Origin of the sequence: Mycobacterium bulgaricum (assembly GCF_041287165.2) — a bacterium.
GTDB classification, from domain to species: domain Bacteria; phylum Actinomycetota; class Actinomycetes; order Mycobacteriales; family Mycobacteriaceae; genus Mycobacterium; species Mycobacterium bulgaricum.
This window is the reverse complement of the sequence record NZ_JBGGKV020000001.1, coordinates 57,982-79,782: the sequence shown is the minus strand read 5'-3', so window position 1 is coordinate 79,782 and position 21,801 is coordinate 57,982. Positions and strand designations below refer to the sequence as shown.

21 protein-coding genes and 2 tRNA genes are annotated in these 21,801 nt (G+C 65.1%); 15 read left to right on the top strand and 8 right to left on the bottom strand.

Annotated elements, in window-relative coordinates:
* Window positions 1–24 precede the first annotated feature (24 nt).
* From yidC to rpmH, 4 genes are read right to left on the bottom strand one after another with little or no spacing between them, the layout of a single operon-like run.
* Window positions 25–1,086 (bottom strand): membrane protein insertase YidC, encoded by a 1,062-nt coding sequence (gene yidC, locus ACAG24_RS00425; protein WP_370471736.1) that lies wholly within the window; start codon window positions 1,084–1,086, stop codon window positions 25–27.
* Between the two features lie 43 nt (window positions 1,087–1,129).
* Window positions 1,130–1,459: a membrane protein insertion efficiency factor YidD gene (gene yidD, locus ACAG24_RS00420; RefSeq protein WP_370470731.1), complete on the bottom strand. Its 330-nt coding sequence runs from the start codon at window positions 1,457–1,459 to the stop codon at window positions 1,130–1,132.
* Entirely contained in the window at window positions 1,456–1,815 is a 360-nt protein-coding gene (rnpA, locus tag ACAG24_RS00415; protein WP_370470730.1) for a ribonuclease P protein component, read from the bottom strand. The genes yidD and rnpA overlap by 4 nt, the downstream gene beginning before the upstream one ends.
* Before the next feature lie 19 nt (window positions 1,816–1,834).
* On the bottom strand, window positions 1,835–1,978 hold the full coding sequence (rpmH, locus tag ACAG24_RS00410; RefSeq protein ID WP_003930923.1) for a 50S ribosomal protein L34: 144 nt from the start codon (window positions 1,976–1,978) through the stop codon (window positions 1,835–1,837).
* Between the two features lie 599 nt (window positions 1,979–2,577).
* Here rpmH and dnaA point away from each other — a divergent pair.
* The 11 genes from dnaA (at window position 2,578) to ACAG24_RS00355 (ending at window position 14,850) form a co-directional block, all read left to right on the top strand.
* On the top strand, window positions 2,578–4,053 hold the full coding sequence (dnaA, locus tag ACAG24_RS00405) for a chromosomal replication initiator protein DnaA (RefSeq protein ID WP_370471735.1): 1,476 nt from the start codon (window positions 2,578–2,580) through the stop codon (window positions 4,051–4,053).
* A 527-nt stretch (window positions 4,054–4,580) separates the two neighbouring features.
* Window positions 4,581–5,777 carry a DNA polymerase III subunit beta gene (gene dnaN / locus ACAG24_RS00400; RefSeq protein WP_370470729.1) on the top strand — a complete coding sequence of 399 codons (1,197 nt, stop codon included), beginning with the start codon at window positions 4,581–4,583 and terminating at the stop codon, window positions 5,775–5,777.
* A 33-nt stretch (window positions 5,778–5,810) separates the two neighbouring features.
* Window positions 5,811–6,704: a phosphogluconate dehydrogenase (NAD(+)-dependent, decarboxylating) gene (gene gnd, locus ACAG24_RS00395; RefSeq protein ID WP_370470728.1), complete on the top strand. Its 894-nt coding sequence runs from the start codon at window positions 5,811–5,813 to the stop codon at window positions 6,702–6,704.
* A gap of 7 nt (window positions 6,705–6,711) precedes the next feature.
* Window positions 6,712–7,866: a DNA replication/repair protein RecF gene (gene recF, locus ACAG24_RS00390; RefSeq protein ID WP_370470727.1), complete on the top strand. Its 1,155-nt coding sequence runs from the start codon at window positions 6,712–6,714 to the stop codon at window positions 7,864–7,866.
* A complete protein-coding gene (locus ACAG24_RS00385) occupies window positions 7,863–8,423 on the top strand; it encodes a DUF721 family protein (RefSeq protein WP_370470726.1) in 561 nt (186 codons plus the stop codon). The genes recF and ACAG24_RS00385 overlap by 4 nt, the downstream gene beginning before the upstream one ends.
* 233 nt (window positions 8,424–8,656) lie before the next feature.
* Window positions 8,657–10,684 carry a DNA topoisomerase (ATP-hydrolyzing) subunit B gene (gyrB, locus tag ACAG24_RS00380; protein ID WP_370470725.1) on the top strand — a complete coding sequence of 676 codons (2,028 nt, stop codon included), beginning with the start codon at window positions 8,657–8,659 and terminating at the stop codon, window positions 10,682–10,684.
* 38 nt (window positions 10,685–10,722) lie between these two features.
* The gene (gene gyrA, locus ACAG24_RS00375; RefSeq protein ID WP_370470724.1) at window positions 10,723–13,281 is read left to right on the top strand and encodes a DNA gyrase subunit A; all 2,559 of its coding nucleotides are present in this window, start codon (window positions 10,723–10,725) and stop codon (window positions 13,279–13,281) included.
* The gene (locus ACAG24_RS00370; RefSeq protein ID WP_370470723.1) at window positions 13,282–14,205 is read left to right on the top strand and encodes a DUF3566 domain-containing protein; all 924 of its coding nucleotides are present in this window, start codon (window positions 13,282–13,284) and stop codon (window positions 14,203–14,205) included. It abuts the gene before it with no gap.
* A gap of 70 nt (window positions 14,206–14,275) precedes the next feature.
* Window positions 14,276–14,349 (top strand) — tRNA-Ile (locus ACAG24_RS00365).
* 133 nt (window positions 14,350–14,482) lie between these two features.
* Window positions 14,483–14,555 (top strand) — tRNA-Ala (locus ACAG24_RS00360).
* A 121-nt stretch (window positions 14,556–14,676) separates the two neighbouring features.
* On the top strand, window positions 14,677–14,850 hold the full coding sequence (locus ACAG24_RS00355; protein WP_370470722.1) for a hypothetical protein: 174 nt from the start codon (window positions 14,677–14,679) through the stop codon (window positions 14,848–14,850).
* Between the two features lie 15 nt (window positions 14,851–14,865).
* On the opposite strand, the gene ACAG24_RS00350 is transcribed toward ACAG24_RS00355, so the two are convergent.
* Entirely contained in the window at window positions 14,866–16,212 is a 1,347-nt protein-coding gene (locus tag ACAG24_RS00350) for an L-serine ammonia-lyase (protein ID WP_370470721.1), read from the bottom strand.
* A gap of 17 nt (window positions 16,213–16,229) precedes the next feature.
* Window positions 16,230–16,631, bottom strand: a complete 402-nt coding sequence (gene cwsA / locus ACAG24_RS00345) for a cell wall synthesis protein CwsA (protein ID WP_370470720.1) — start codon at window positions 16,629–16,631, stop codon at window positions 16,230–16,232.
* Between the two features lie 118 nt (window positions 16,632–16,749).
* Between cwsA and ACAG24_RS00340 the strand changes: the two genes are divergently transcribed.
* Window positions 16,750–17,277 (top strand): peptidylprolyl isomerase, encoded by a 528-nt coding sequence (locus ACAG24_RS00340; protein WP_370470719.1) that lies wholly within the window; start codon window positions 16,750–16,752, stop codon window positions 17,275–17,277.
* Here ACAG24_RS00340 and ACAG24_RS00335 read toward each other — a convergent pair.
* Together ACAG24_RS00335 and crgA are read right to left on the bottom strand one after the other, a co-directional pair.
* Window positions 17,274–17,711 (bottom strand): PH domain-containing protein, encoded by a 438-nt coding sequence (locus ACAG24_RS00335; protein WP_370470718.1) that lies wholly within the window; start codon window positions 17,709–17,711, stop codon window positions 17,274–17,276. The genes ACAG24_RS00340 and ACAG24_RS00335 overlap by 4 nt on opposite strands.
* A gap of 155 nt (window positions 17,712–17,866) precedes the next feature.
* Window positions 17,867–18,148, bottom strand: a complete 282-nt coding sequence (gene crgA, locus ACAG24_RS00330) for a cell division protein CrgA (protein ID WP_024445118.1) — start codon at window positions 18,146–18,148, stop codon at window positions 17,867–17,869.
* Window positions 18,149–18,279: 131 nt separating this feature from the next.
* On the opposite strand from crgA, the gene ACAG24_RS00325 reads away from it, so the two are divergent.
* The 3 genes from ACAG24_RS00325 (at window position 18,280) to ACAG24_RS00315 (ending at window position 21,773) form a co-directional block, all read left to right on the top strand.
* Window positions 18,280–19,041, top strand: coding sequence for a DUF881 domain-containing protein (locus ACAG24_RS00325; RefSeq protein ID WP_370470717.1), 762 nt, complete (start codon window positions 18,280–18,282; stop codon window positions 19,039–19,041).
* A gap of 247 nt (window positions 19,042–19,288) precedes the next feature.
* On the top strand, window positions 19,289–20,368 hold the full coding sequence (locus ACAG24_RS00320) for a PE-PPE domain-containing protein (RefSeq protein WP_370470716.1): 1,080 nt from the start codon (window positions 19,289–19,291) through the stop codon (window positions 20,366–20,368).
* A 286-nt stretch (window positions 20,369–20,654) separates the two neighbouring features.
* Complete coding sequence (locus ACAG24_RS00315) at window positions 20,655–21,773, top strand: PE-PPE domain-containing protein (protein ID WP_370470715.1); 1,119 nt, start codon at window positions 20,655–20,657, stop codon at window positions 21,771–21,773.
* Window positions 21,774–21,801: the final 28 nt, after the last annotated feature.

The window sequence follows — 21,801 nt, the reverse complement described above, 5'->3', positions numbered from 1 at the left end:
TCTCTGTTCGCGGTCTCCCGCGCGTCAACGCTTCCGTTTTTTGGGCCGCGCGCCAGGTTTCGGGGTGCGGTTCGCGGCCCCGTTCTGCGCAGCGGATGTGGTGGGATTCTGGGTTGTCGGCTTCGACCCTGCGGTGCCGTCGCCCGCCTCGTCTCTTCCGACACTTTCAGAAGGCTCGACGATCTCCTTGGCGGACCCATCCGCAGCCGACTCGGTCGCCGCCTTCTTCTTGCGGCTCGGCTTCGCCCCCGGCGCCGGCGCGTTCTGCGAACGCCGCTCAATCGCCTCCTGCTTCTTCAGCTCTTCTTCCTTCTCGATCTTGCCGAACACGTAGTGCTGCTGACCGAAGGTCCAGATGTTGTTCGCGAACCAGTACAGGATGATCGCCAGTGGCAGGAACGGGCCGCCGACCACGACGCCGAGCGGGAACACATACAACGCAAGCTTGTTCATCATCGCGGTCTGCGGATTCGCCGCTGCTTCCGGACTCTGCCGGGCAACCGAGGCGCGACTGTTGAAGTACGTCGCAATACCCGCGCAGATCATGATCGGAACACCGACGAGGACCACAGAGAGTCGGTCGAATTCCGTGAACGCGTCCAGACCGTGCTGCTGGATCATCGTCGCGCCCAGCGGTGCCCCGAAAAGGTTCGCGTCGAGGAAGTGCTGGACATCCGTCGCGCTGAAGAAGTAGTTGGGGAGCAACCGGTTCTCTTCGACCGACAGCCCCAGCCGACCGATGCCGGTCTGGGTGCGGTTGAAGGACATCAGGACGTGGTAAAGGCCGAGGAAGACCGGAACCTGCGCAAGCATTGGCAGGCAGCCGAGGATCGGGTTGAACCCATGCTCCCGCTGCAGCTTCTGCATCTCCAGCGCCATGCGCTGGCGGTCCTTGCCGTACTTCTTCTGCAGCGCTTTGATCTGTGGCTGCAACTCCTGCATCTGCCGTGTGGTGCGGATCTGCCGGACGAAGGGCTTGTAGAGAATCGCACGCAGGGTGAACACCAGGAACATCACCGACAGCGCCCAGGCGAAGAAGTTGGTGGGACCCAGGAGGAAGGCGAACGCCTTGTACCAGACCCACATGATCGCCGACACCGGGTAATAGATGATGTCGAGGCTGAACCAATTAAACGACACTCGTCTGACTCTTCCCTTGCTGTACCGGACTGAGCCGGTGATGGGTTACGTCACCAGCGCACTCCGTCGTTGCGTCACTGTGACTTTCGCGGTCGGGTATCGGATCCCACCCTCCGTTATGCCATGGACCGCATTTGAGCAGACGCACCAGGGCCAACCAGCCGCCCCGGAAGAATCCGAATTCGCTCAAAGCATCGACGGCGTACTGACTACAGGTCGGGGTGAACCGGCATGTCGGCAGTCGCAGCGGAGAGATTGTGTGGCGGTACAGCTGGATCACCGACACCGCGGCGCGCACCGCCCATGAGCGCGCGGTCACGACGGGGATCCGTTCCGCAGCCGGATGCGCTGCAGAGCTGTGCGCAGTTCCTGCTCGAGCCGCGGTGAATTCGCGTGCCGACTCGGGGGCAGAGCACGAATCACCACCCGCTCACTCGGGTCGAGCTCATCGAGGATGCCGCGCGCCGCGTGCCGCAACTTGCGCGACACCTTGTGGCGCTGCACGGCATTGCCGACTGCCTTGGAGACGATCAAGCCGATCCGGGGCCCAGGCTCGTCGAGCTCATCGGATCGCAAGGTGTACATGACGAGGTCAGGCTGCGCCGCCCGCTTTCCTCGACTGACTGTGGCACCGAACTCGGCCGACCGCGTCATCCGGTGTTGCGCCGGAAGCACCGCGTCAGACCTGACCGCGTCACGCAGTCAGTGAACGACGGCCCTTAGCGCGCCGGGCCGTGACGATCGCACGACCGGCGCGGGTGCGCATCCGCAGCCGGAAGCCGTGCACCTTGGCGCGGCGACGGTTGTTGGGCTGGAAGGTCCGCTTGCCCTTGGCCACGGCAGTCACTCCTTGTTGGGTTTGGCCCCCTAGCCGACACTCCCATGAAGTCCATGGCAGCCCGACACGGTCGGCCGTTGTTAAGCTCGATCGGTCTCGCAAAGCAGCCGGCGCGGTCCCCGGCCGGGGCCGGTCGCAGCCGTATCGCCACGTGCGGGCGACTGTTCGAGGGTACTGACGAGAATTCGCTGGGTCAAACCTGCTCCCCGGGCCTTGAGCTGCCTCACGAGCAGGCCCCGGCCTCGTCGGGAACATCACACGAACCACAGCTGTCACGTTCATCTGGAACGATTGAGCCAGACCCTATTTCGCTTCCTTCCAATGTTGCAGAACTGTTGGCACTCGGAGAGAAAACTGTTAGCTTCTGGCAATGCCGATTCCACGCCGGATCGGCGCAAGACAACGAAGCGAGGACGCCCGACCTTCGTCGCGAGCCCACTGATTGAACCCGTGATGAGCTCCGGCAACGCGGTGTTCTCGCCGGTAGACAACCAAACGGCGATGAGCGTCCTCTTTCCACAACCTGTGGATAACTTTGTGGACAGTTCGTCCTCGTTCTTTTGGCCGTCCCTGCCGGGACCGCGAGGGGGTAAGTGTCGTTGACAACTGACCCCGATCCACCTTTCGTTGCGATCTGGAACACCGTCGTCACCGAACTGAACGGAGCAGGCGGTCCGGGCAATGGGTCCTTGACCCCACAGCAGCGCGCCTGGCTGAAGCTGGTCCGACCGCTTGTCATCACCGAAGGCTTCGCACTGTTGTCGGTGCCGACGCCGTTCGTCCAGAACGAGATCGAACGCCATCTCCGCGAGCCGATCGTCGCCGCGCTGAGCCGCCAGCTCGGCCAGCGGGTCGAACTCGGCGTCCGCATCGCCGATCCTGTGTCGGACGGTTCCGACGATGTGACCCCGCCGGCACCGGTGTCGGCCGTGCTGACCGAATCCGACGACGACGACGTCGACGACGACCTTGCCGCCAGGGCAAGCGCCGAGGAGAGCTGGCCGTCGTTCTTCAACCGAGCCAAGACCGAGCACGACACCGCCTCGGTCACCTTGAACCGGCGCTACACGTTCGACACCTTCGTCATCGGCGCGTCCAACCGATTCGCCCATGCCGCGACTCTGGCAATTGCCGAGGCTCCGGCCCGGGCCTACAACCCGCTCTTCATCTGGGGTGAATCCGGTCTCGGCAAGACGCACCTGCTGCACGCCGCGGGCAACTACGCCCAACGACTGTTCCCGGGCATGCGCGTGAAGTACGTCTCCACCGAGGAATTCACCAACGACTTCATCAACTCGCTCCGCGACGACCGTCGAGCGTCGTTCAAGCGCACCTACCGCGACATCGATGTGCTGCTGGTCGATGACATCCAGTTCATCGAGGGCAAGGACGGCATCCAGGAAGAGTTCTTCCACACGTTCAACACCCTGCACAACGCGAACAAGCAGATCGTGATCTCCTCGGACCGGCCACCCAAACAGCTGGCCACCCTCGAGGACCGCCTCAGGACGCGGTTCGAGTGGGGGCTGATCACCGATGTTCAGCCGCCCGAGCTGGAGACGCGAATTGCGATCCTGCGCAAGAAGGCTCAGATGGATCGCCTGGATGTCCCCGACGACGTCCTCGAGTTGATCGCGAGCAGAATCGAGCGCAACATCCGCGAACTCGAAGGCGCGCTGATTCGCGTCACGGCGTTCGCGTCGCTGAACAAGACGTCGATCGACAAGTCTTTGGCCGAGATCGTGCTGCGCGACCTCATCTCCGATGCCACCACGATGCAGATCAGCACGGCGGCGATCATGGCGGCCACGGCAGAGTATTTCGAGACCAGCGTCGACGAACTACGCGGGCCCGGTAAGACACGCGCTCTCGCTCAATCCCGGCAGATCGCGATGTATCTGTGCCGGGAGCTCACCGATCTCTCGCTACCGAAGATCGGCCAGGCGTTCGGCCGGGACCACACCACGGTCATGTATGCAGAGAAGAAGATCCGGGCCGAAATGGCCGAGCGGCGTGAAGTTTTCGATCACGTCAAGGAACTCACCACGCGCATCCGCCAGCGCGCCAAGCGCTGACGTCGTCACCTCTTCGCATTCTTCACCGGCTCTTCACCCCTCCTCGGTTGTGTGCGTGTCGTTCGCGTGTCGCGGGCCGAATCACCGATGGCGACCGAAAATCTTTGGTCCCTGTCGTCTCACACGTCACAACTCAGGTTGTGCAGCACCCTGTGCACAACCTGAGGTCAACTCCCGGCACAACTGTCGTTCGCTCCCCAACTCGGCATCCATCCCCATTCGCTCCGCAGGTGCCCGCGAGATATCCACAATCTGCCAACACCCCGCGCGGCGCGCTGGCCTGCGGTGAGCCGCCCTCATCCCCAATCTGCACAACGGCTATCACTAATACTCATTTATCTCTCTCAATTTCTTCTAGAAGAAGGGCCCTGGGGAGAGTTGTACTTCACGGGTCCGACAGGGCGTGACCTCGCTGCATGTCAGCCCGATCGTTTAGCTTTCAAGTTGGGGCCGAAAGCTCTACGGTGGTTCAGCGGCAGCCGTTCAGCTGGTTGTTGCTCAGGCTGGATGTGCATCGAAGGGACGCTATGAACGTGGCGACAACGGCTGGTCTGTCGGATCTGAAATTCCGGCTGACTCGCGAGGACTTCGCCGACGCGGTTGCGTGGGTGGCGCGTAATCTGCCGTCCCGGCCGACGGTCCCCGTCCTGGCAGGCGTGTTGCTCACCGGATCCGACGAGGGTCTCACCATCTCCGGTTTCGACTACGAAGTCTCGGCCGAGGTTCAGATACCGGCCGAAATCGCTTCGCCCGGAAGCGTTCTCGTGTCCGGGCGGTTGTTGTCTGACATCGTTCGGGCTCTTCCGGCCAAGCCTGTCGACGTCAGCGTTGAGGGCACCAGGGTCTCGCTGACCTGCGGAAGTGCCCGATTCTCCCTCCCGACGATGGCCGTCGAGGACTACCCGACGCTGCCGACGCTTCCCGACGAGACGGGCGTGGTGTCGTCGGACCTGTTCGCCGAAGCCATCGGCCAGGTCGCGGTGGCCGCCGGCCGGGATGACACCCTGCCCATGCTGACCGGCATTCGCGTCGAGATCTCCGGTGAGAAGGTCGTTTTGGCCGCAACCGACCGGTTCCGTCTGGCTGTCCGCGAGTTGACCTGGTCGACCGGAGCGGCCGGTGTGGAAGCCGCGGTTCTGGTTCCGGCGAAGACACTCGCCGAGGCGGCGAAGGCAGGCACCGACGGCACCGAGGTTCATCTGTCGCTGGGGCAAGGACCGAGCGTCGGCAAAGAGGGGCTGCTCGGTATCCGCAGCAAGGGCAAGCGCAGCACCACCCGCCTCCTGGACGCGGAGTTCCCGAAATTCCGTCAGTTGCTCCCCACCGAGCACACCGCAATCGCGACCATCGGCGTCGCCGAACTCACCGAGGCCATCAAGCGCGTCGCCCTCGTCGCGGATCGCGGCGCGCAGGTGCGGATGGAATTCTCCGATGACGTGCTGCGCCTGTCCGCGGGTGCCGACGACGTCGGCCGCGCGGAGGAGGATCTGCCCGTGCAGTTCTCGGGCGATCCGCTGACGATCGCCTTCAACCCGACGTATCTGACCGACGGCCTGAGTTCGTTGCACGCCGACCGCGTGACCTTCGGCTTCACCACACCCAGCCGCCCGGCAGTATTGCGTCCGGCAGGCGAGGATGATGGAAGTGCAGCGGCCGGCGGTCCATTCCCGGCCGCACAAACCGACTATGTCTATCTGTTGATGCCGGTACGCCTCCCTGGCTGACCGGTCGAGTCGACAGGCGAAGGGGCGCCGACAATGCAGCTGGGTCTGATCGGTCTCGGCAAAATGGGTTTCAACATGCGCGAACGACTGCGCCAGGGAGGGCACGAAGTCGTCGGTTACGACCCGCGGCCCGAGGTCTCGGACGTGGCGTCGCTCGAGGAGCTGGCAGAGAAGTTGCCGTCTCCCCGCGTGGTGTGGGTGATGGTGCCGTCGGGCACGGTGACCGACAGCACCATCACCGCGCTGGCCGAGGTGCTCGGCGACGGCGACCTTGTCATCGACGGCGGGAATTCGCGCTACACCGAAGACGAGCCGCACGCCAAGCTGTTGGCGGAGAAGGGAATTGCGTATATCGACGCGGGTGTCTCCGGCGGGATCTGGGGATTGACAGAAGGTTACGGCCTGATGGTCGGCGGAAGTGACGCCGATGTCGCTCGGGCCATGCCGATCTTTGACGCACTGCGTCCGCCGGGGCCGCGGGAGGACGGATTCGTCCACGTCGGCCCGGTCGGCGCCGGTCATTTCGCGAAGATGGTGCACAACGGCATCGAGTACGCGTTGATGACCGCCTACGCGGAGGGTTACGAACTGCTGGCGGCAGAGGATCTGGTGAAGGATCCGCAGGCGGTCTATCAAGCGTGGACCAACGGAACCGTCGTGCGGTCCTGGCTGCAACAACTGCTCGCCAAAGCCCTCAAAGAGGATCCGAATCTCGCTGAAATCAGCGGCTACACAGAGGATTCCGGTGAAGGGCGGTGGACCGTCGAGGAAGCGATTCGGCTGAGGGTTCCGGTCCCCGGCATCGCCGCGTCGCTGTTCGCACGGTTCCTGTCGAGGCAGGATGACTCACCGACGATGAAGGCTGTGTCGGCGCTGCGTAACCAGTTCGGAGGACATGCCGTCAAACGGATCAGCGAGTCAGGCTGATTCGTCTGTGCATGTCCGCCACCTCGCGCTGACCGACTTCCGGTCATGGTCCCGGGTCGAGCTCGAGCTCGCCCCCGGGCGCACGGTGTTCGTGGGACCGAATGGCTTCGGTAAGACGAATCTCATTGAAGCCCTGTGGTATTCGGCGACATTGGGGTCTCACCGGGTGGCCTCGGACGCGCCGCTCATCAGAGCGGGTGCCGAGCGTGCCGTGGTCTCGACGATCGTCGTCAACGAAGGTCGCGAACTCGCCGTCGATCTGGACATCACGTCCGGGAGGGCGAACAAGGCGAGATTGAACCGCTCCCCCGTCCGGTCGGCTCGCGAGATTCTCGGCGTGCTGCGCGCGGTCCTGTTCGCCCCGGAAGACCTGGCTCTCGTCCGGGGAGACCCGGGTGATCGCCGGCGCTATCTGGATGAACTCGCCACCACACGGCGACCCCGGATCGCCGCTGTCCGAGCCGATTACGACAAAGTTCTCCGGCAACGGACGGCGCTGCTCAAGACCGCGTCCAGGTACCGCGGTGACCGCGGTGCGCTCGAGACATTGGATGTCTGGGACGGACACCTCGCCGGCCACGGTGCTCAGCTGATCGCCGCCCGTGCCGAACTCGTCAACGAGCTGGCACCGGAGGTGGAGAAGGCCTACCAATTGCTCGCCCCTGCCTCGCGCCCCGCGTCGATCCGCTATCGCAGCGGAGTGGATGTGGTCGAGGCGGAGGCCGCGGCAGGCAACTCCGATGCCGAAGTCTTCGAGGCGGCCCTGCTGGACGCGTTGAGCCGCCGCCGCGATGCTGAACTCGAGCGCGGGGTGTGCCTTGTCGGCCCTCACCGGGATGATCTCGAGCTGAAGCTGGGTGACCAGCCGGCGAAAGGTTTTGCCAGTCACGGTGAATCGTGGTCGATGGCCCTGGCACTCCGGCTCGCGGCCTACGAGCTGCTGCGTGCGGAAGGAAGTGACCCGGTGTTGTTGCTCGACGACGTCTTCGCCGAACTGGACAGCGCCCGCCGACAGGCGTTGGCGCAGGTCGCGGCGTCGGCGGAACAGGTTCTGGTGACCGCGGCTGTGCACGAGGACATTCCGGTCGACTGGGATGCGACCTTGGTCGAAATCACCATGCAGGACAGCGATTCGGGACGGGTTTCGGTGGTTCGCTCATGACGGACGACGAGGACGAGGCGTGGAAGCCGCCGGCTCATCTCGAAGGTCTCAAAGGTATGGATCTGGTGCGGCGCACGCTCGAGGAGGCCAGGGGCGCGGCCCGTCAGCAGGGTAAGAACGTCGGCCGCGGCAGGCACTCCCCCGAACCTCGGCGAAGTGCCGGTTCGGGGAGACGCCGGTGGTCGGGGCCGGGGCCCGACAGCCGCGATCCCCAGTTGTTGGGATCTTTGACGAGCGAGGTCGCCAAGACCCGCGGGTGGTCGGGCCGGGTGGCGGAAGGGTCGGTGTTCGGGCGCTGGCGTGCGGTCGTCGGAGATCAGATCGCCGACCATGCCGAACCCACCGCACTGAACGAGGGGGTTCTCACGGTTTCGGCGGAATCGACGGCGTGGGCGACGCAGCTGCGGATGGTGCAGACCCAGATTCTCGCCAAGATCGCCGCGGCGGTCGGCGACGGTGTGGTGAAGTCCTTGAAGATCGTCGGCCCGGTCGGTCCGTCCTGGCGAAAAGGGCCCCGCAGCGTGCCGGGTCGGGGTCCGAGAGACACCTACGGCTGAGGCTCCGGCGGAGGTAGCCTGAGAGCCGCCAGAAGACGACAGGGCTGTTTCGTCGCCGTCAAGACCTAACTGCATTCGAGAAATTCCGCGCACGGCGCGATTAGGTATCTGGAAACGCCGTTACAGAATGGGTCCTGACAGTACGTATAGGTAGACTGTGTCGGTGATCTGCGAGGGGCCGTCGACCTCTCCGCCGACTACCCCCTGTCATAGACCAAGGAGACGCGTCCAACGTGGCTGCCCAGAAGAAGAATGCGCCGGCCGAGTACGGCGCCGATTCGATCAAAGTCCTCGAAGGACTGGAGGCGGTCCGGAAACGACCGGGCATGTACATCGGTTCCACCGGTGAGCGCGGTCTGCACCATCTCATCTGGGAAGTGGTGGACAACGCGGTCGACGAGGCGATGGCGGGTTTCGCGACCCGCGTCGACGTCAGGATCCTCGAGGACGGCGGCGTTCAGGTCACCGACGACGGCCGAGGTATCCCCGTCGCGATGCATGCCACCGGCATCCCCACCGTCGACGTGGTCATGACGGTCCTGCACGCCGGCGGCAAGTTCGAGGAGGGCGCCTACCAGGTCTCGGGCGGTCTGCACGGTGTCGGTGTCTCGGTGGTCAACGCGCTGTCGACGCGGCTGGAGGCCGACATCCGCAAGGACGGCCACGAGTGGTTCCAGACCTATGACAGGTCGGTGCCGGGAACTCTTCGGCAGGGCGAGAAGACGACGAAGTCGGGAACGACGATTCGGTTCTGGGCCGACCCCGACATCTTCGAGACGACGGTCTACGACTTCGAGACGATCGCGCGGCGGCTGCAGGAGATGGCATTCCTCAACAAGGGCCTGACCATCGAACTGACCGACGAGCGTGTCACCGACTCCGAGGTCGTCGACGATGTGGTGAGTGACCACGCCGAAGCCCCGAAGTCCGCCGAGGAGAAGGCGGCGGAGGCGGCCGCGCCACACAAGGTCAAGCATCGCGTCTTCCACTACCCGGGCGGGCTGGTCGACTTCGTCAAGCACATCAACCGGACCAAGACTCCCATCCAGCCCAGCGTCATCGACTTCGACGGCAAGGGTGAGGGCCATGAGGTCGAGATCGCGATGCAGTGGAACGCGGGTTACTCGGAGTCGGTGCACACGTTCGCCAACACGATCAACACTCACGAGGGCGGAACGCACGAGGAGGGTTTCCGTGCGGCGTTGACGACCGTGGTCAACAAGTACGCGAAAGACAAGAAGCTGCTCAAGGACAAAGACCCGAACCTCACCGGTGACGACATCCGCGAAGGCCTGGCCGCAGTCATCTCGGTGAAGGTGTCGCAGCCGCAGTTCGAAGGCCAGACGAAGACGAAACTCGGCAACACCGAGGTCAAGTCGTTCGTCCAGAAGATCTGCAACGAGCAGATGACGCACTGGTTCGAGTCCAATCCGGCCGAGGCGAAAACCGTGATCAACAAAGCGGTTTCGTCGGCTCAGGCCCGCATCGCGGCGCGTAAGGCGCGGGAGTTGGTGCGACGCAAGAGCGCGACCGACATCGGTGGTTTGCCGGGCAAGCTGGCCGACTGCCGGTCGACCGATCCGAGCAAGTCGGAACTGTATGTGGTCGAGGGTGATTCGGCCGGTGGTTCGGCCAAGAGCGGTCGCGACTCGATGTTCCAGGCGATTCTGCCGTTGCGCGGCAAGATCATCAATGTCGAGAAGGCGCGTATCGACCGGGTGTTGAAGAACACCGAAGTCCAGGCGATCATCACTGCGCTCGGCACCGGTATCCACGACGAGTTCGACATCTCGAAGTTGCGGTATCACAAGATCGTGTTGATGGCCGATGCCGACGTCGACGGTCAGCACATCTCGACGCTGCTGCTGACGCTGCTGTTCCGGTTCATGAAACCCCTGGTGGAAAACGGGCACATCTTCCTGGCGCAGCCGCCGCTGTACAAGTTGAAGTGGCAGCGCACCGAGCCCGAGTTCGCGTATTCCGATCGGGAGCGCGACGGCCTGCTCGAAGCGGGTCGGGCCGCGGGTAAGCGGATCAACGCCGAGGACGGCATCCAGCGGTACAAGGGTCTGGGCGAGATGGACGCCAAGGAGTTGTGGGAGACCACGATGGATCCGTCGGTGCGGGTGCTGCGCCAGGTGACCCTCGATGACGCCGCGGCCGCCGACGAACTGTTCTCGATTCTCATGGGCGAAGACGTGGAAGCTCGCCGCAGTTTCATCACCCGAAACGCCAAAGACGTTCGCTTCCTGGATGTTTAAACCGCGACGCTTGCCCCAAGACAGCTAGGACATACTGAATGACTGACACCACGCTGCCCCCGACCGGGGAGTCCGGCGACCGCATCGAGCCGGTCGACATCCAGCAGGAGATGCAGCGCAGCTACATCGATTACGCGATGAGCGTCATCGTCGGCCGCGCCCTCCCCGAGGTCCGCGACGGCCTCAAGCCCGTGCACCGCCGCGTGCTGTACGCGATGTTCGACTCCGGTTTCCGCCCGGACCGCGGCCACGCGAAATCTGCTCGCTCCGTTGCCGAGACGATGGGTAACTACCACCCGCACGGTGACTCGTCGATCTACGACACCCTGGTGCGTATGGCCCAGCCGTGGTCGCTGCGCTACCCGCTGGTCGACGGCCAGGGCAACTTCGGCTCGCCGGGCAACGATCCCCCGGCGGCGATGCGCTACACCGAAGCGCGCCTCACTCCCCTGGCGATGGAGATGCTGCGCGAAATCGACGAGGAGACAGTCGATTTTATCCCGAACTACGACGGCCGCGTGCAGGAGCCGACGGTTCTTCCGAGCCGGTTCCCGAACCTGCTCGCCAACGGTTCGGGTGGTATCGCCGTCGGTATGGCCACCAACATGCCCCCGCACAACCTGCGGGAGCTGGCCGATGCCGTGTACTGGTGCCTCGACAACCATGAGGCCGACGAAGAGGCGACGCTGACAGCGGTCTGCGAGCGTGTCAAGGGTCCGGACTTCCCGACCCACGGTCTGATCGTCGGCGGACAAGGGATCACCGACACCTACACCACAGGTCGCGGTTCGATCAGGATGCGCGGCGTCGTCGAGATCGAAGAGGATTCGCGCGGCCGCACCTCGCTGGTCATCACCGAACTGCCCTACCAGGTCAACCACGACAACTTCATCACCTCGATCGCCGAGCAGGTCCGCGACGGCAAGCTGACCGGGATCTCGAACATCGAGGACCAGTCGAGCGACCGGGTGGGTCTGCGCATCGTCGTGGAGATCAAGCGGGACGCGGTCGCCAAGGTGGTGCTCAACAACCTCTACAAGCACACCCAGCTGCAGACCAGCTTCGGCGCCAACATGCTGGCGATCGTCGACGGGGTTCCGCGCACGCTGCGGCTCGACCAGCTGATCCGTCATTACGTCAACCATCAGCTCGACGTGATCATCCGACGGACCACCTACCGTCTGCGCAAGGCCAACGAACGGGCCCACATCCTGCGCGGTCTGGTCAAGGCGCTCGACGCGCTCGATGAAGTGATCGCGTTGATCCGTGCGTCCCAGACCGTCGAGATCGCGCGTAGCGGCCTGATCGAGTTGCTCGACATCGACGAGATTCAGGCCCAGGCGATCCTCGACATGCAGCTGCGTCGGCTCGCCGCTCTGGAACGTCAGCGCATCATCGACGACCTCGCCAAGATCGAAGCCGAGATCGCCGACCTCGAGGACATCCTCGCCAAGCCGGAGCGGCAACGTGCCATCGTGCGCGATGAACTCAAGGAGATCGTCGACAAATACGGCGACGACCGCAGGACGCGGATCATCGCCGCCGACGGTGAGGTCGCCGACGAGGACCTGATCGCGCGTGAGGACGTCGTCGTCACGATCACCGAGACCGGCTACGCCAAGCGCACCAAGACCGACCTCTACCGCAGCCAGAAGCGCGGCGGCAAGGGGGTCCAGGGGGCGGGCCTCAAGCAGGACGACATCGTCAACCACTTCTTCGTCTGCTCGACCCACGACTGGATCCTGTTCTTCACCACGCAGGGTCGCGTCTACCGGGCGAAGGCCTACGACCTGCCCGAAGCGTCTCGCACGGCACGCGGCCAGCACGTGGCCAACCTGCTCGCGTTCCAGCCGGAGGAACGGATCGCCCAGGTCATCCAGATCAAGGGCTACGAGGACGCCCCTTACCTGGTGCTGGCCACCCGCAACGGGTTGGTGAAAAAGTCGCGTCTCGTCGATTTCGACTCCAACCGTTCAGGCGGCATCGTCGCGGTCAACCTCCGCGACGGCGACGAACTGGTCGGCGCGGTGCTGTGTTCCTCGGAAGAGGACCTGCTGCTGGTCTCGGCGAACGGACAGTCGATTCGCTTCTCCGCCACAGACGAGGCGTTGCGGCCGATGGGTCGCGCCACCTCGGGTGTGCAGGGGATGCGCTTCAACGCCGACGACGCCCTGCTGTCGCTCAACGTCGTGCGGGAGGACACGTATCTGCTGGTCGCGACGTCCGGCGGGTACGCCAAGCGGACCGCGATCGAGGAGTACCCCGTGCAGGGCCGCGGCGGCAAGGGGGTGCTGACCATTCAGTTCGACAAGCGCCGTGGCACGCTGGTCGGAGCGCTGATCGTCGATGACGACACCGAGTTGTACGCCATCACGTCCGGCGGCGGTGTCATCAGGACGGCCGCGCGGCAGGTGCGTAAGGCCGGACGCCAGACCAAGGGTGTTCGGTTGATGAACCTGGGCGAGGGCGACACACTTATCGCGATCGCGCGCAACGCTGAAGCCGGCGACAGCACGGACGAGGTCATCACCGATGTCGACGCGGTTGTGGAGAACGACGCGGTTGCAGGGAACGAGGAATCGAGTGAGGAGTCGTAGGTGAGCTCACCGAATGAGCCGGGACCCGCGCGTGCGGGTGAGGGATCCGGCGGTGCCGGATCCGACGGCGGCTCACGAGCGGCCCACACCGCCGACGCCGGCGATCTGCCGCCGTGGCAGCGGGGCCCTGCGTCTCGGGCCAGGCAGCAGCAACCGGCGCAGGAGGCGCCGCGCCCGGACGGACCGCGCGGAGGTAACGCGGCCGGCCTCGATGCCCGGTTGAACCGCTTCATGGCGGGCGGCTCGGCACCCGCGTCCGAGACCGACCAGGCTCCCCGCAAGGAACCGGGTCCCCGTCCCGATCCGGCGCCGCGCAACGACCGAACGGACGTCGTCCGAACCGAGGGCAACCGTCCCGACGGCGGTTCGCGGCCCGATCAGGCCGGCGCGTATGCGAGCGAGATCCCCGACCTGTCCGGACCTCTCCCCCGCCCGCCGCAGCAGCAGCGCAAGCCGGTCGAGCGTCCGCAGACCGAGCAGCCCGCGAAACCGGCTGTGAAGGGCACGCCCGCGGCGGGGAACCGGGCGGTGCAGGTGGCCTCGCGCCAGCAGCACAAGGGCCCCGTGCGGGCCAGCATGCAGATCCGCCGCGTGGATCCGTGGAGCACGCTGAAGGTCTCGCTGCTGCTGTCGGTCGTGCTGTTCTTCGTGTGGATGATCGCCGTCGCGTTCCTGTACCTGGTGCTCGGTGGCATGGGCGTGTGGACCAAGCTGAACAGCAACGTCGGCGACCTGCTGACCAGCGCCAGTGGCAGCTCCGGCGGAGAACTGGTGTCCAGCGGCACCATCTTCGGTGGCGCCGCCCTGATCGGCCTGGTGAACATCGTGCTGATGACCGCAGGCGCGACGATCGGGGCCTTCATCTACAACCTCACCACCGACCTCGTGGGCGGTGTCGAGGTCACGCTGGCCGACCGGGACTGACCTCCTGCCTTCCGGTTTGGGGGACGGGATATCCGTGCGGTAATCTCGTCGCTCGGCCCGTGCGGTTGACGGGGCTATAGCTCAGGCGGTTAGAGCGCTTCGCTGATAACGAAGAGGTCGGAGGTTCGAGTCCTCCTAGCCCCACGGAAAGGTACATGGCGATGAAGCTGGTGCTGCTGCTCGCAACAGGTGTCGCGGCGGCGGCCGCGGTGACTGTCTGGCGAACGCAGCACGGTCCAGAGGTCTGGCACTCAGCCTCCGATGCACCTCCCCCCGAGGGGCCTTAGCTCAGTTGGTAGAGCGCTGCCTTTGCAAGGCAGATGTCAGGAGTTCGAATCTCCTAGGCTCCACAATCACATTCCCGTCGGCACATTCCCGTCGGCACATTCCTGCGGATTCACTGACCTCCTCTTCGGGTAGACCCCCGTCGTGCCGCGACGACGCGGCACTAGGCGACGAGGAGGGGCTCAGATGGCTGAATCAGCCGACTTGGAGAAGGACGCGAAGGACGCGCTGCTGAAGGCGATCCGCGCGGCAACCCCGAGCGCCTCCACCGCCGGGCTGCAACAGCTGGCGACCGCCTACGCGCTCACCATCGGCGCTGACAAGGGGAAGCTCCCGGGCGTCACCGCGACCGACAACTGAGTCCGTCGACGAAACTCAGCATTCGACGACGTTGAGGGCCAGCCCCCCGCGCGACGTCTCCTTGTACTTGTCGGCCATGTCGGCCCCGGTGTCGCGCATGGTCTTGATCGCGGTGTCCAGGCTGACGTGATGGGTGCCGTCACCGGCCAGGGCCATCCGTGCCGCGGTGATCGCCTTGACCGATGCGATCGCATTGCGCTCGATGCACGGGATCTGCACGAGACCGCCCACCGGATCACACGTCAGACCCAGGTTGTGCTCGATGCCGATCTCCGCCGCGTTCTCCACCTGGGCCGGCGAGCCCCCGAGCACTGCGGCCAGTGCGCCCGCGGCCATGGAGCACGCCGAACCGACCTCGCCCTGGCACCCCACTTCGGCACCCGAGATCGACGCGTTTGCCTTGAACAGTTGCCCGATGGCCGCCGCGGTCAGGAGGAACTCGACCACGCCGTCTTCGTCCGCGCCCGGAACGAAGCGCCAGTAGTAGTGCAGCACAGCGGGAATGATCCCCGCCGCCCCGTTCGTCGGGGCCGTGACCACGCGCCCACCCGCGGCGTTCTCTTCGTTGACCGCGAGCGCGTAGACCGTCACCCAGTCCATCGCGTACAGCGGATCGGCAGGGTTCGATTCCAGCGCCATCGCCAGGACCCGCGCGCGCCGCCGCACACGCAGGCTGCCCGGCAGCGTGCCGTCGGCGGCGAGCCCTCGGTCCACGCACTCGCGCATCGCCGACCAGATCCGCAACAGCCCCTCGCGTAGCCGCGGCCCATTGCCGAGCGCCGCCTCGTTGCGCGCGACGAGATCGGCGATGCTGCAGCGGTTTTCGACCGCGAGGGCCACCATGTCGGCCCCGGTCAGGAACGGATATGGCAGCACGACGTCCTCGGCGGCACCGTCGGCCGCCTCGTCCTCGTCGACCACGAACCCTCCGCCCACCGAGTAGTAGGTCCGCCGGGCCAGCATCGCGCCGCCGTCATCGAATGCGGTGAACACCATGCCGTTGCTGTGAAATTCCATGGCCTGCAACGACAGAACGATGTCATTCGCCATGTCGAACTCGATCGCCTGCCGACCGCCGAGCCGCAGCCGGTGCTGCGAACCGACCTCGGCTATACGCGCATGTGCGGTGTCGGGATCGACCGTCTCGGGATCGAGGCCCTCGAGCCCGAGCACAACCGCACCCGGTGTCCCGTGCCCGGCACCCGTGGCACCGAGCGACCCGTACAACTCGACGCGTACGCGAGCGACAGCATCGACTCCGAGGCGCTGGGTGAAGCGCCGCGCGGCCCGCATGGGGCCCACGGTGTGTGAGCTCGACGGGCCGATGCCGATCGAGAAGAGATCGAACACGGAGACGGCCATGACGGAACGCGTTTCCGCTAAGGCTTCGGTGCGACCTCGACGCTCGGCGGAAGCGGCGAGGGATCGGGCTGGGCGGACCGGCGCAGAATCGAGAAGGTCACCGCGCCTCCGGCGAGCACCGCGACACCGACGCCGGCGAAGAGGAACCGTCGTCCACGGCGCCGCGGCTTCCGGGCATTACCAAGTGCTGCAGGCAGATTCGCGAGGACCTCCTGCGCGGCAGCAACCTCGTCCTTCAGCTCCTCGGCAATCTTGCTGCGGCGGTATCGGTCGCTGACCCAGGAGGCCGAGGAACGCACGGACTCGACCCCGAGACCCACCGCTCCCCTGCCGACATCGACCGGGCCCACCGTCGAATACTTCAGGCCGCGGCCGAGCCGCTGGCTCGGGGTCAGGCGTACGCGGGTCTTGGAGCTCATATCCCACCTCATTCTTCACTGTGTTCTCGGTGCCGGTTGTCGCCCCACCAGCCTGCCACTCCGGCATAGGTACCGGTGCCCGGTTGGCCGGCGGACCCGTCGTGGCAGACTCGGTTCCGTGACGAGTCCTATTCAGACCGCGACCGCGACCCTCCATACCAACCGCGGCGACATCAAGATCGCCCTGTTCGGAAACCACGCCCCGAAGACCGTGTCGAATTTCGTCGGACTGGCCCAGGGCACCAAGGAGTACAGCACCGAGAACGCCTCCGGCGGCTCGTCGGGCCCGTTCTATGACGGCGTCATCTTCCACCGCGTCATCGAGGGCTTCATGATCCAGGGTGGTGACCCCACCGGCACCGGCCGCGGCGACGCCGGCTACAAGTTCGCCGACGAGTTCCATCCGGAGCTGCAGTTCGACAAGCCGTACCTGCTGGCGATGGCCAACGCGGGGCCCGGCACCAACGGTTCGCAGTTCTTCATCACGGTCACGCAGACGCCGCACCTGAACCGGCGTCACACGATCTTCGGTGAGGTCGTCGACCCGGAGTCGCAGAAGGTCGTCGACGCGATCGCCACGACCGCGACCGACCGCAGTGACCGCCCCACCGACCCGGTCGTCATCGAGTCGATCACCATCTCCTAGCGGTTGCCTCCTGATCCGGCGCCGGGCGCGAACCCGGCGTCGGTCAGTGCATCGAGGACGTGCAGGGGCTCGACACCGAGATCCCACCGGCTCAGCACGAGCAGGCGGTCATCTGTCGTGTCGATCTCAAGAAGCCGGACTGTCCGCCCGATCCGCCGGAATTCGGTGATCCGGATGCGATTGATATCGGCTCGGGTGAGCTGCCTCACCTGCCACCAGCCGCGGTAGCGCAGAGTGTCCTGGAAGATTGCCAGCTTAGGGCGCGCGATCCACGACATGACCGCGAACACCAGCAAACCGACCGCCGCCGTCCCGACGAGAATCTGCCCCGGCACGTCTGTGACCAGGGTCACAGCCCCTATGGCCAGTAGGACAGCAGCGATTCCGGCTACCACGATGGCTGCCGTCTTGGGTTGCCACTGTGTTTGCTGCACGGGTTCTATACACCCTCCTACCCCGACTGATGGGGTTATCCACAAGTGCTATCCCCAATGGGGATGAATCACATTCGTGTGATCCGATGACGACCAGGTTGCGAGCAAGGTAACAGCAGGCGACCAAGATGGATTCATCTCGGGCGCATCCGCCCTTACCTCCAACGCATCGTGAGCAACAGCCCCGTGATCATGAAGGCAAACGCGATCGCGTAGTTCCAGACGTTCAGGTCCGCCATCCATTGCAGGAACGACGGAACGTCGGGTCCACTGCCCGCCAACTGGAACACGATCAGCCACACCAGCCCGATCAGCATCAGCCCGACGAACAACACGACGAACCAGGTGCTCGACGGTCCAGCCTTGACCTTGACCGGAGTCCGGCTCACCGGGTTGATGGTGAAGTCGTTCTTCTTGCGGACCTTGGACTTGGGCATGCGTACCTTCGGACGTTCGGCGCCGCCACTGTCTCCGGTGCCACGAACGACCGGTCAGTGCGACGATGTGTACGGAAAGCCTAACGCAGGCCGCATGAGCAATTCTGATCATCGAGAGGAGCGGCGACTCGATGGCCGACGGCACGCCCGCCCCACGGAGGCGATCCGTGTGGCGCTTCGGGGTGCCCGTCGTGTGCCTGGCCGCCGGCCTGCTGCTCGGCACCACCCACGGGGTCTCCGGGGGTGACGAGATCCGCCGCAGTGACTCCCCCCGCCTGGTGGACCTCGTGCGCGAGGCGCAGACATCGGTCGACCGGCTCAGCGCCGAGCAGGGCGCACTCGCCCTGATGATCGACAATCATCACGGTGGCTCACCCGGAACCGACGCGGCGCTGGACGCGATCACCCGCCGAGGCGACCTGCTGGCCGCGGAGGCGGGACTGACGCCGCTGCGCGGCCCCGGCCTGGTGGTGACCCTCAACGATGCCCAGCGCGACGCCCAGGGCCGGTTTCCCCGGGATGCGTCCCCCGACGATCTCGTCGTGCACCAGCAGGACATCCAGGCGGTGATCAACGCGCTGTGGAGCGCCGGTGCGGAAGGCATCCAGGTGCAGGACCAACGCATCATCGCAACGTCCGCTCCTCGTTGCGTCGGCAACACGCTGCTGCTCAACGGCCGCACCTACAGCCCGCCCTACGTCATCTCCGCGATCGGGGATGCGTCGGCCATGCAAGCTGCGCTGGCGGCCGCGCCACTGGTGACGCTCTACAAGCGGTACGCGGTTCGCTTCGGTCTCGGTTACACCGAAGAGGTTCGGGACGTCGACCTCGTCGGGCACGGGGACTCGGTACGGATGAAGTTCGCTCAACCGATCGGCCCGCTCGGTTACTGACCGTAATAGCGATCCGTTCAGCGAATAGCGGACGGTTTGACTACACCTGTTGGCAAAGTTCTGATATACAAGCTTCTGCATTCAATGCTCGACTGAACTGGTGTTACGGCGGTATACGTGCCCAAATAGCAATGTATCGGTGAGAGAGTGCGCGAATCGGCTTACTTGAGCGAATTCGACATCGAAGTTAATTAGTGAATGTAGATGCAGGTTGCCGTAACAGCGGCAATCGGTGCAGGGGGGCCCGGTGAACCGTCAGATCCGTCGCGCGTTGGCAGGTGCGCTCGCCCTGCCTGCCGCCACCGTGCTAGCGCAGATCCCGTCCGCCCCGGCGGCGACGGTGCTTGCCGTCGAGGGCACCGCCCAGAAGCGGGGCAACGCGCAGACGGCGTTCAAGAGCGAGTTCTGCGCGCAGAACTCCTGCCGCTCGATCAACAACCTGCGAAGCCCTTTCGACGTGAAGCCGGGGTCCCGGCAATTGCAGTCGGCTGTGGACTCGACCCGGGGAGACATCGTTCTGATGGGTTACTCGCTGGGGGCGGCGACCATCTACGACCGGCTGCGCGAATGGGAGAAGACGCCGTCCCTGGCTCCGGACCCGGCGCGAGTGGTCCTCGTCGTCACATACGGCAACCCGGAGAACAAATTCGGCGGTGACGACAAGAACAATTCGTACGCGGGACTGCCTGCGACGCAGCCGTATCAGCATCTCGACGTCACGATGCAGTACGACAGTGTGGCGGATGTGCCGACCCGCTTCGGCTGGTACTCCCGGCTGAATCTGGCCTTCGGACGGCACATGGCCTACTTCGAGGATGTCGACATCAACGACCCGGACAACCTCGTCTATCGGGATCCGGACGGCACCAACTACATGCTCATCAAGGCCGAGACACTGCCGATGCTCGCGTGGATGGATCCCTGGGTCACCGACGAGCGCATGGCCGAACTCGATGCGAAGTACCGGCCGCTGATCGAGAAGGACTACGACCGCCCGGCCTATGTACCGCAGGGTGCGGGCGCGGACTGGGGCAACGGCAACCCGCCGCCGAGTGTCGACGCCGCGGGTGCCATCGACGATGCCGAAGAGGACGCCGCCGAAGACGCCGAGCACGCCGCGTCCGACGCCGCCGAGAGCCGCGACGAGCCTGACCGGCGGTCCAAGAAGTCCGATGACGGCGCCGCGATCGAGACCGACGGCGACGACGCGGCGTCCGACGTCGAAGCACCGGCTGCAGATGATGTCGTCGACGACGCTGACGGAGGCCCCGTGTCGGCCGACGAGTCAGTCAGCGGACAGGACACGGAGTCCTCGACGCAAGACTGACCTCCTCAGTGTCACAACTGCGTAAGGGTTAGCAGCACCTCAGTTGCTGTCGGTGGAGTTAGATTGAAGCGGGAGCTTCACGTCGCGCAGGGCGAAAATCAAGATCTGGCAAGGGTTTAACTACGCAACCGCGCGGAGCGAAACTCCGGCGTTTCAGAGACGAAAAGTCGGGAACTCCTTCGCCACAAATTCACCAGCAAAAAGCACTACACCGTTCACACACACCGGCGTCGGATTCGGGGATTCGATTGCGCGGGGCGTTTCCGTCGACTCGCCGAGGACCCTCATGAATCACCGTCGTCACAAGACCGGCAAAGCGGGCATCGCCGCGCTGGCAGCCGTTCTCATCCCGGGCATCAGCCTGCTCCCCGCAACCCCCACCGCCCACGCCGCGACCGTCCTGTTCGCCGAAGGAGCCACCCGGCAGAGCGGCGAAGCCCAGACCGCCTTCAACGGTGTGTTCTGCGAGCAGAACACCTGCCGATCGCTGGGCCGGGGAACGGTGACCAGGAAGATCACCTCCCAACAGATCCAGGCCGCGGTCGACACCACACCGGGCGAGCTCATCCTCGTCGGGTACTCGGTCGGAGGCGCCGGGATGTACGACCGCCTGCGCGAATGGGAGAAAAATCCTGCGCTGGCGCCCGACCCGGCCAGGATCAAGCTCATCGTGACCTTCGGCAATCCCGAGAACAAGTTCGGCGGGGAGAACCGTAACCAGACCGATGTCGGTCTGCCGGCGGTGCAACCCTACGAGCACCTCGACGTGGTCGCGCAGTACGACGGCGTCGCCGACAACCCGGCCCGGTTCGGCTTCTACTCCTTCATCAACTCCGCCGTGTTCTCCCGCCATTTCGCCTACTTCGACGGCCTCGACATCAACGACCCCGACAACCTGGTCATCCAAGAGGGCAACACGACCTACATGCTGATCCCGGCGAAGACGCTGCCGATGCTTCGCTGGATCCAACCGTTCGTCACCGAAGAGCGGCTCGCCGAACTGGACGCCAGGTACCGGCCGCTCGTGGAACGCGATTACGACCGACCGGCATACGTGCGCCAGGGCGAAGGAGCTGACTGGGGCAACGGCAACCCGCCGCCGAGCCTCGCCGACCCGGAACCGGCGATCCGAGCCGTCGCTGACGAAACCGATTCTCCGACAATCGCTTCCGAACCCGCAGCCGAGCCGGTGGCGAAGCGAGCGAGCCGGTCTGACGCTGCGCTCACCGCCGACGAGCAGGACGAGGTCGACGCTGAGCTCGAGGCAGACGATGCTGCGGAGGCATCCGAGGACACCGCGGCCGATGACGAGCCCGCAGACGACGACTCCGCCGCTGACGACAGCAGCACCGACGGAGCCGCCGACGCCGCCGACAGCAGCAGCGACTCGGAGGCCGCTGCCTGACGCCGGAACCGCGTAACATCTGGCGGTA

What these genes read in the sequence shown, in the direction of transcription:
- yidC (WP_370471736.1), bottom strand. Translation starts at nt 1,086, where the DNA reads ATGTGGGTCTGGTACAAGGCGTTCGCCTTCCTCCTGGGTCCCACCAAC.
- dnaN (WP_370470729.1), top strand. Translation starts at nt 4,581, where the DNA reads ATGAACGTGGCGACAACGGCTGGTCTGTCGGATCTGAAATTCCGGCTG.
- gnd (WP_370470728.1), top strand. Translation starts at nt 5,811, where the DNA reads ATGCAGCTGGGTCTGATCGGTCTCGGCAAAATGGGTTTCAACATGCGC.
- ACAG24_RS00385 (WP_370470726.1), top strand. Translation starts at nt 7,863, where the DNA reads ATGACGGACGACGAGGACGAGGCGTGGAAGCCGCCGGCTCATCTCGAA.
- gyrA (WP_370470724.1), top strand. Translation starts at nt 10,723, where the DNA reads ATGACTGACACCACGCTGCCCCCGACCGGGGAGTCCGGCGACCGCATC.
- ACAG24_RS00355 (WP_370470722.1), top strand. Translation starts at nt 14,677, where the DNA reads ATGGCTGAATCAGCCGACTTGGAGAAGGACGCGAAGGACGCGCTGCTG.
- ACAG24_RS00350 (WP_370470721.1), bottom strand. Translation starts at nt 16,212, where the DNA reads ATGGCCGTCTCCGTGTTCGATCTCTTCTCGATCGGCATCGGCCCGTCG.
- cwsA (WP_370470720.1), bottom strand. Translation starts at nt 16,631, where the DNA reads ATGAGCTCCAAGACCCGCGTACGCCTGACCCCGAGCCAGCGGCTCGGC.
- crgA (WP_024445118.1), bottom strand. Translation starts at nt 18,148, where the DNA reads ATGCCCAAGTCCAAGGTCCGCAAGAAGAACGACTTCACCATCAACCCG.
- ACAG24_RS00325 (WP_370470717.1), top strand. Translation starts at nt 18,280, where the DNA reads ATGGCCGACGGCACGCCCGCCCCACGGAGGCGATCCGTGTGGCGCTTC.
- ACAG24_RS00315 (WP_370470715.1), top strand. Translation starts at nt 20,655, where the DNA reads ATGAATCACCGTCGTCACAAGACCGGCAAAGCGGGCATCGCCGCGCTG.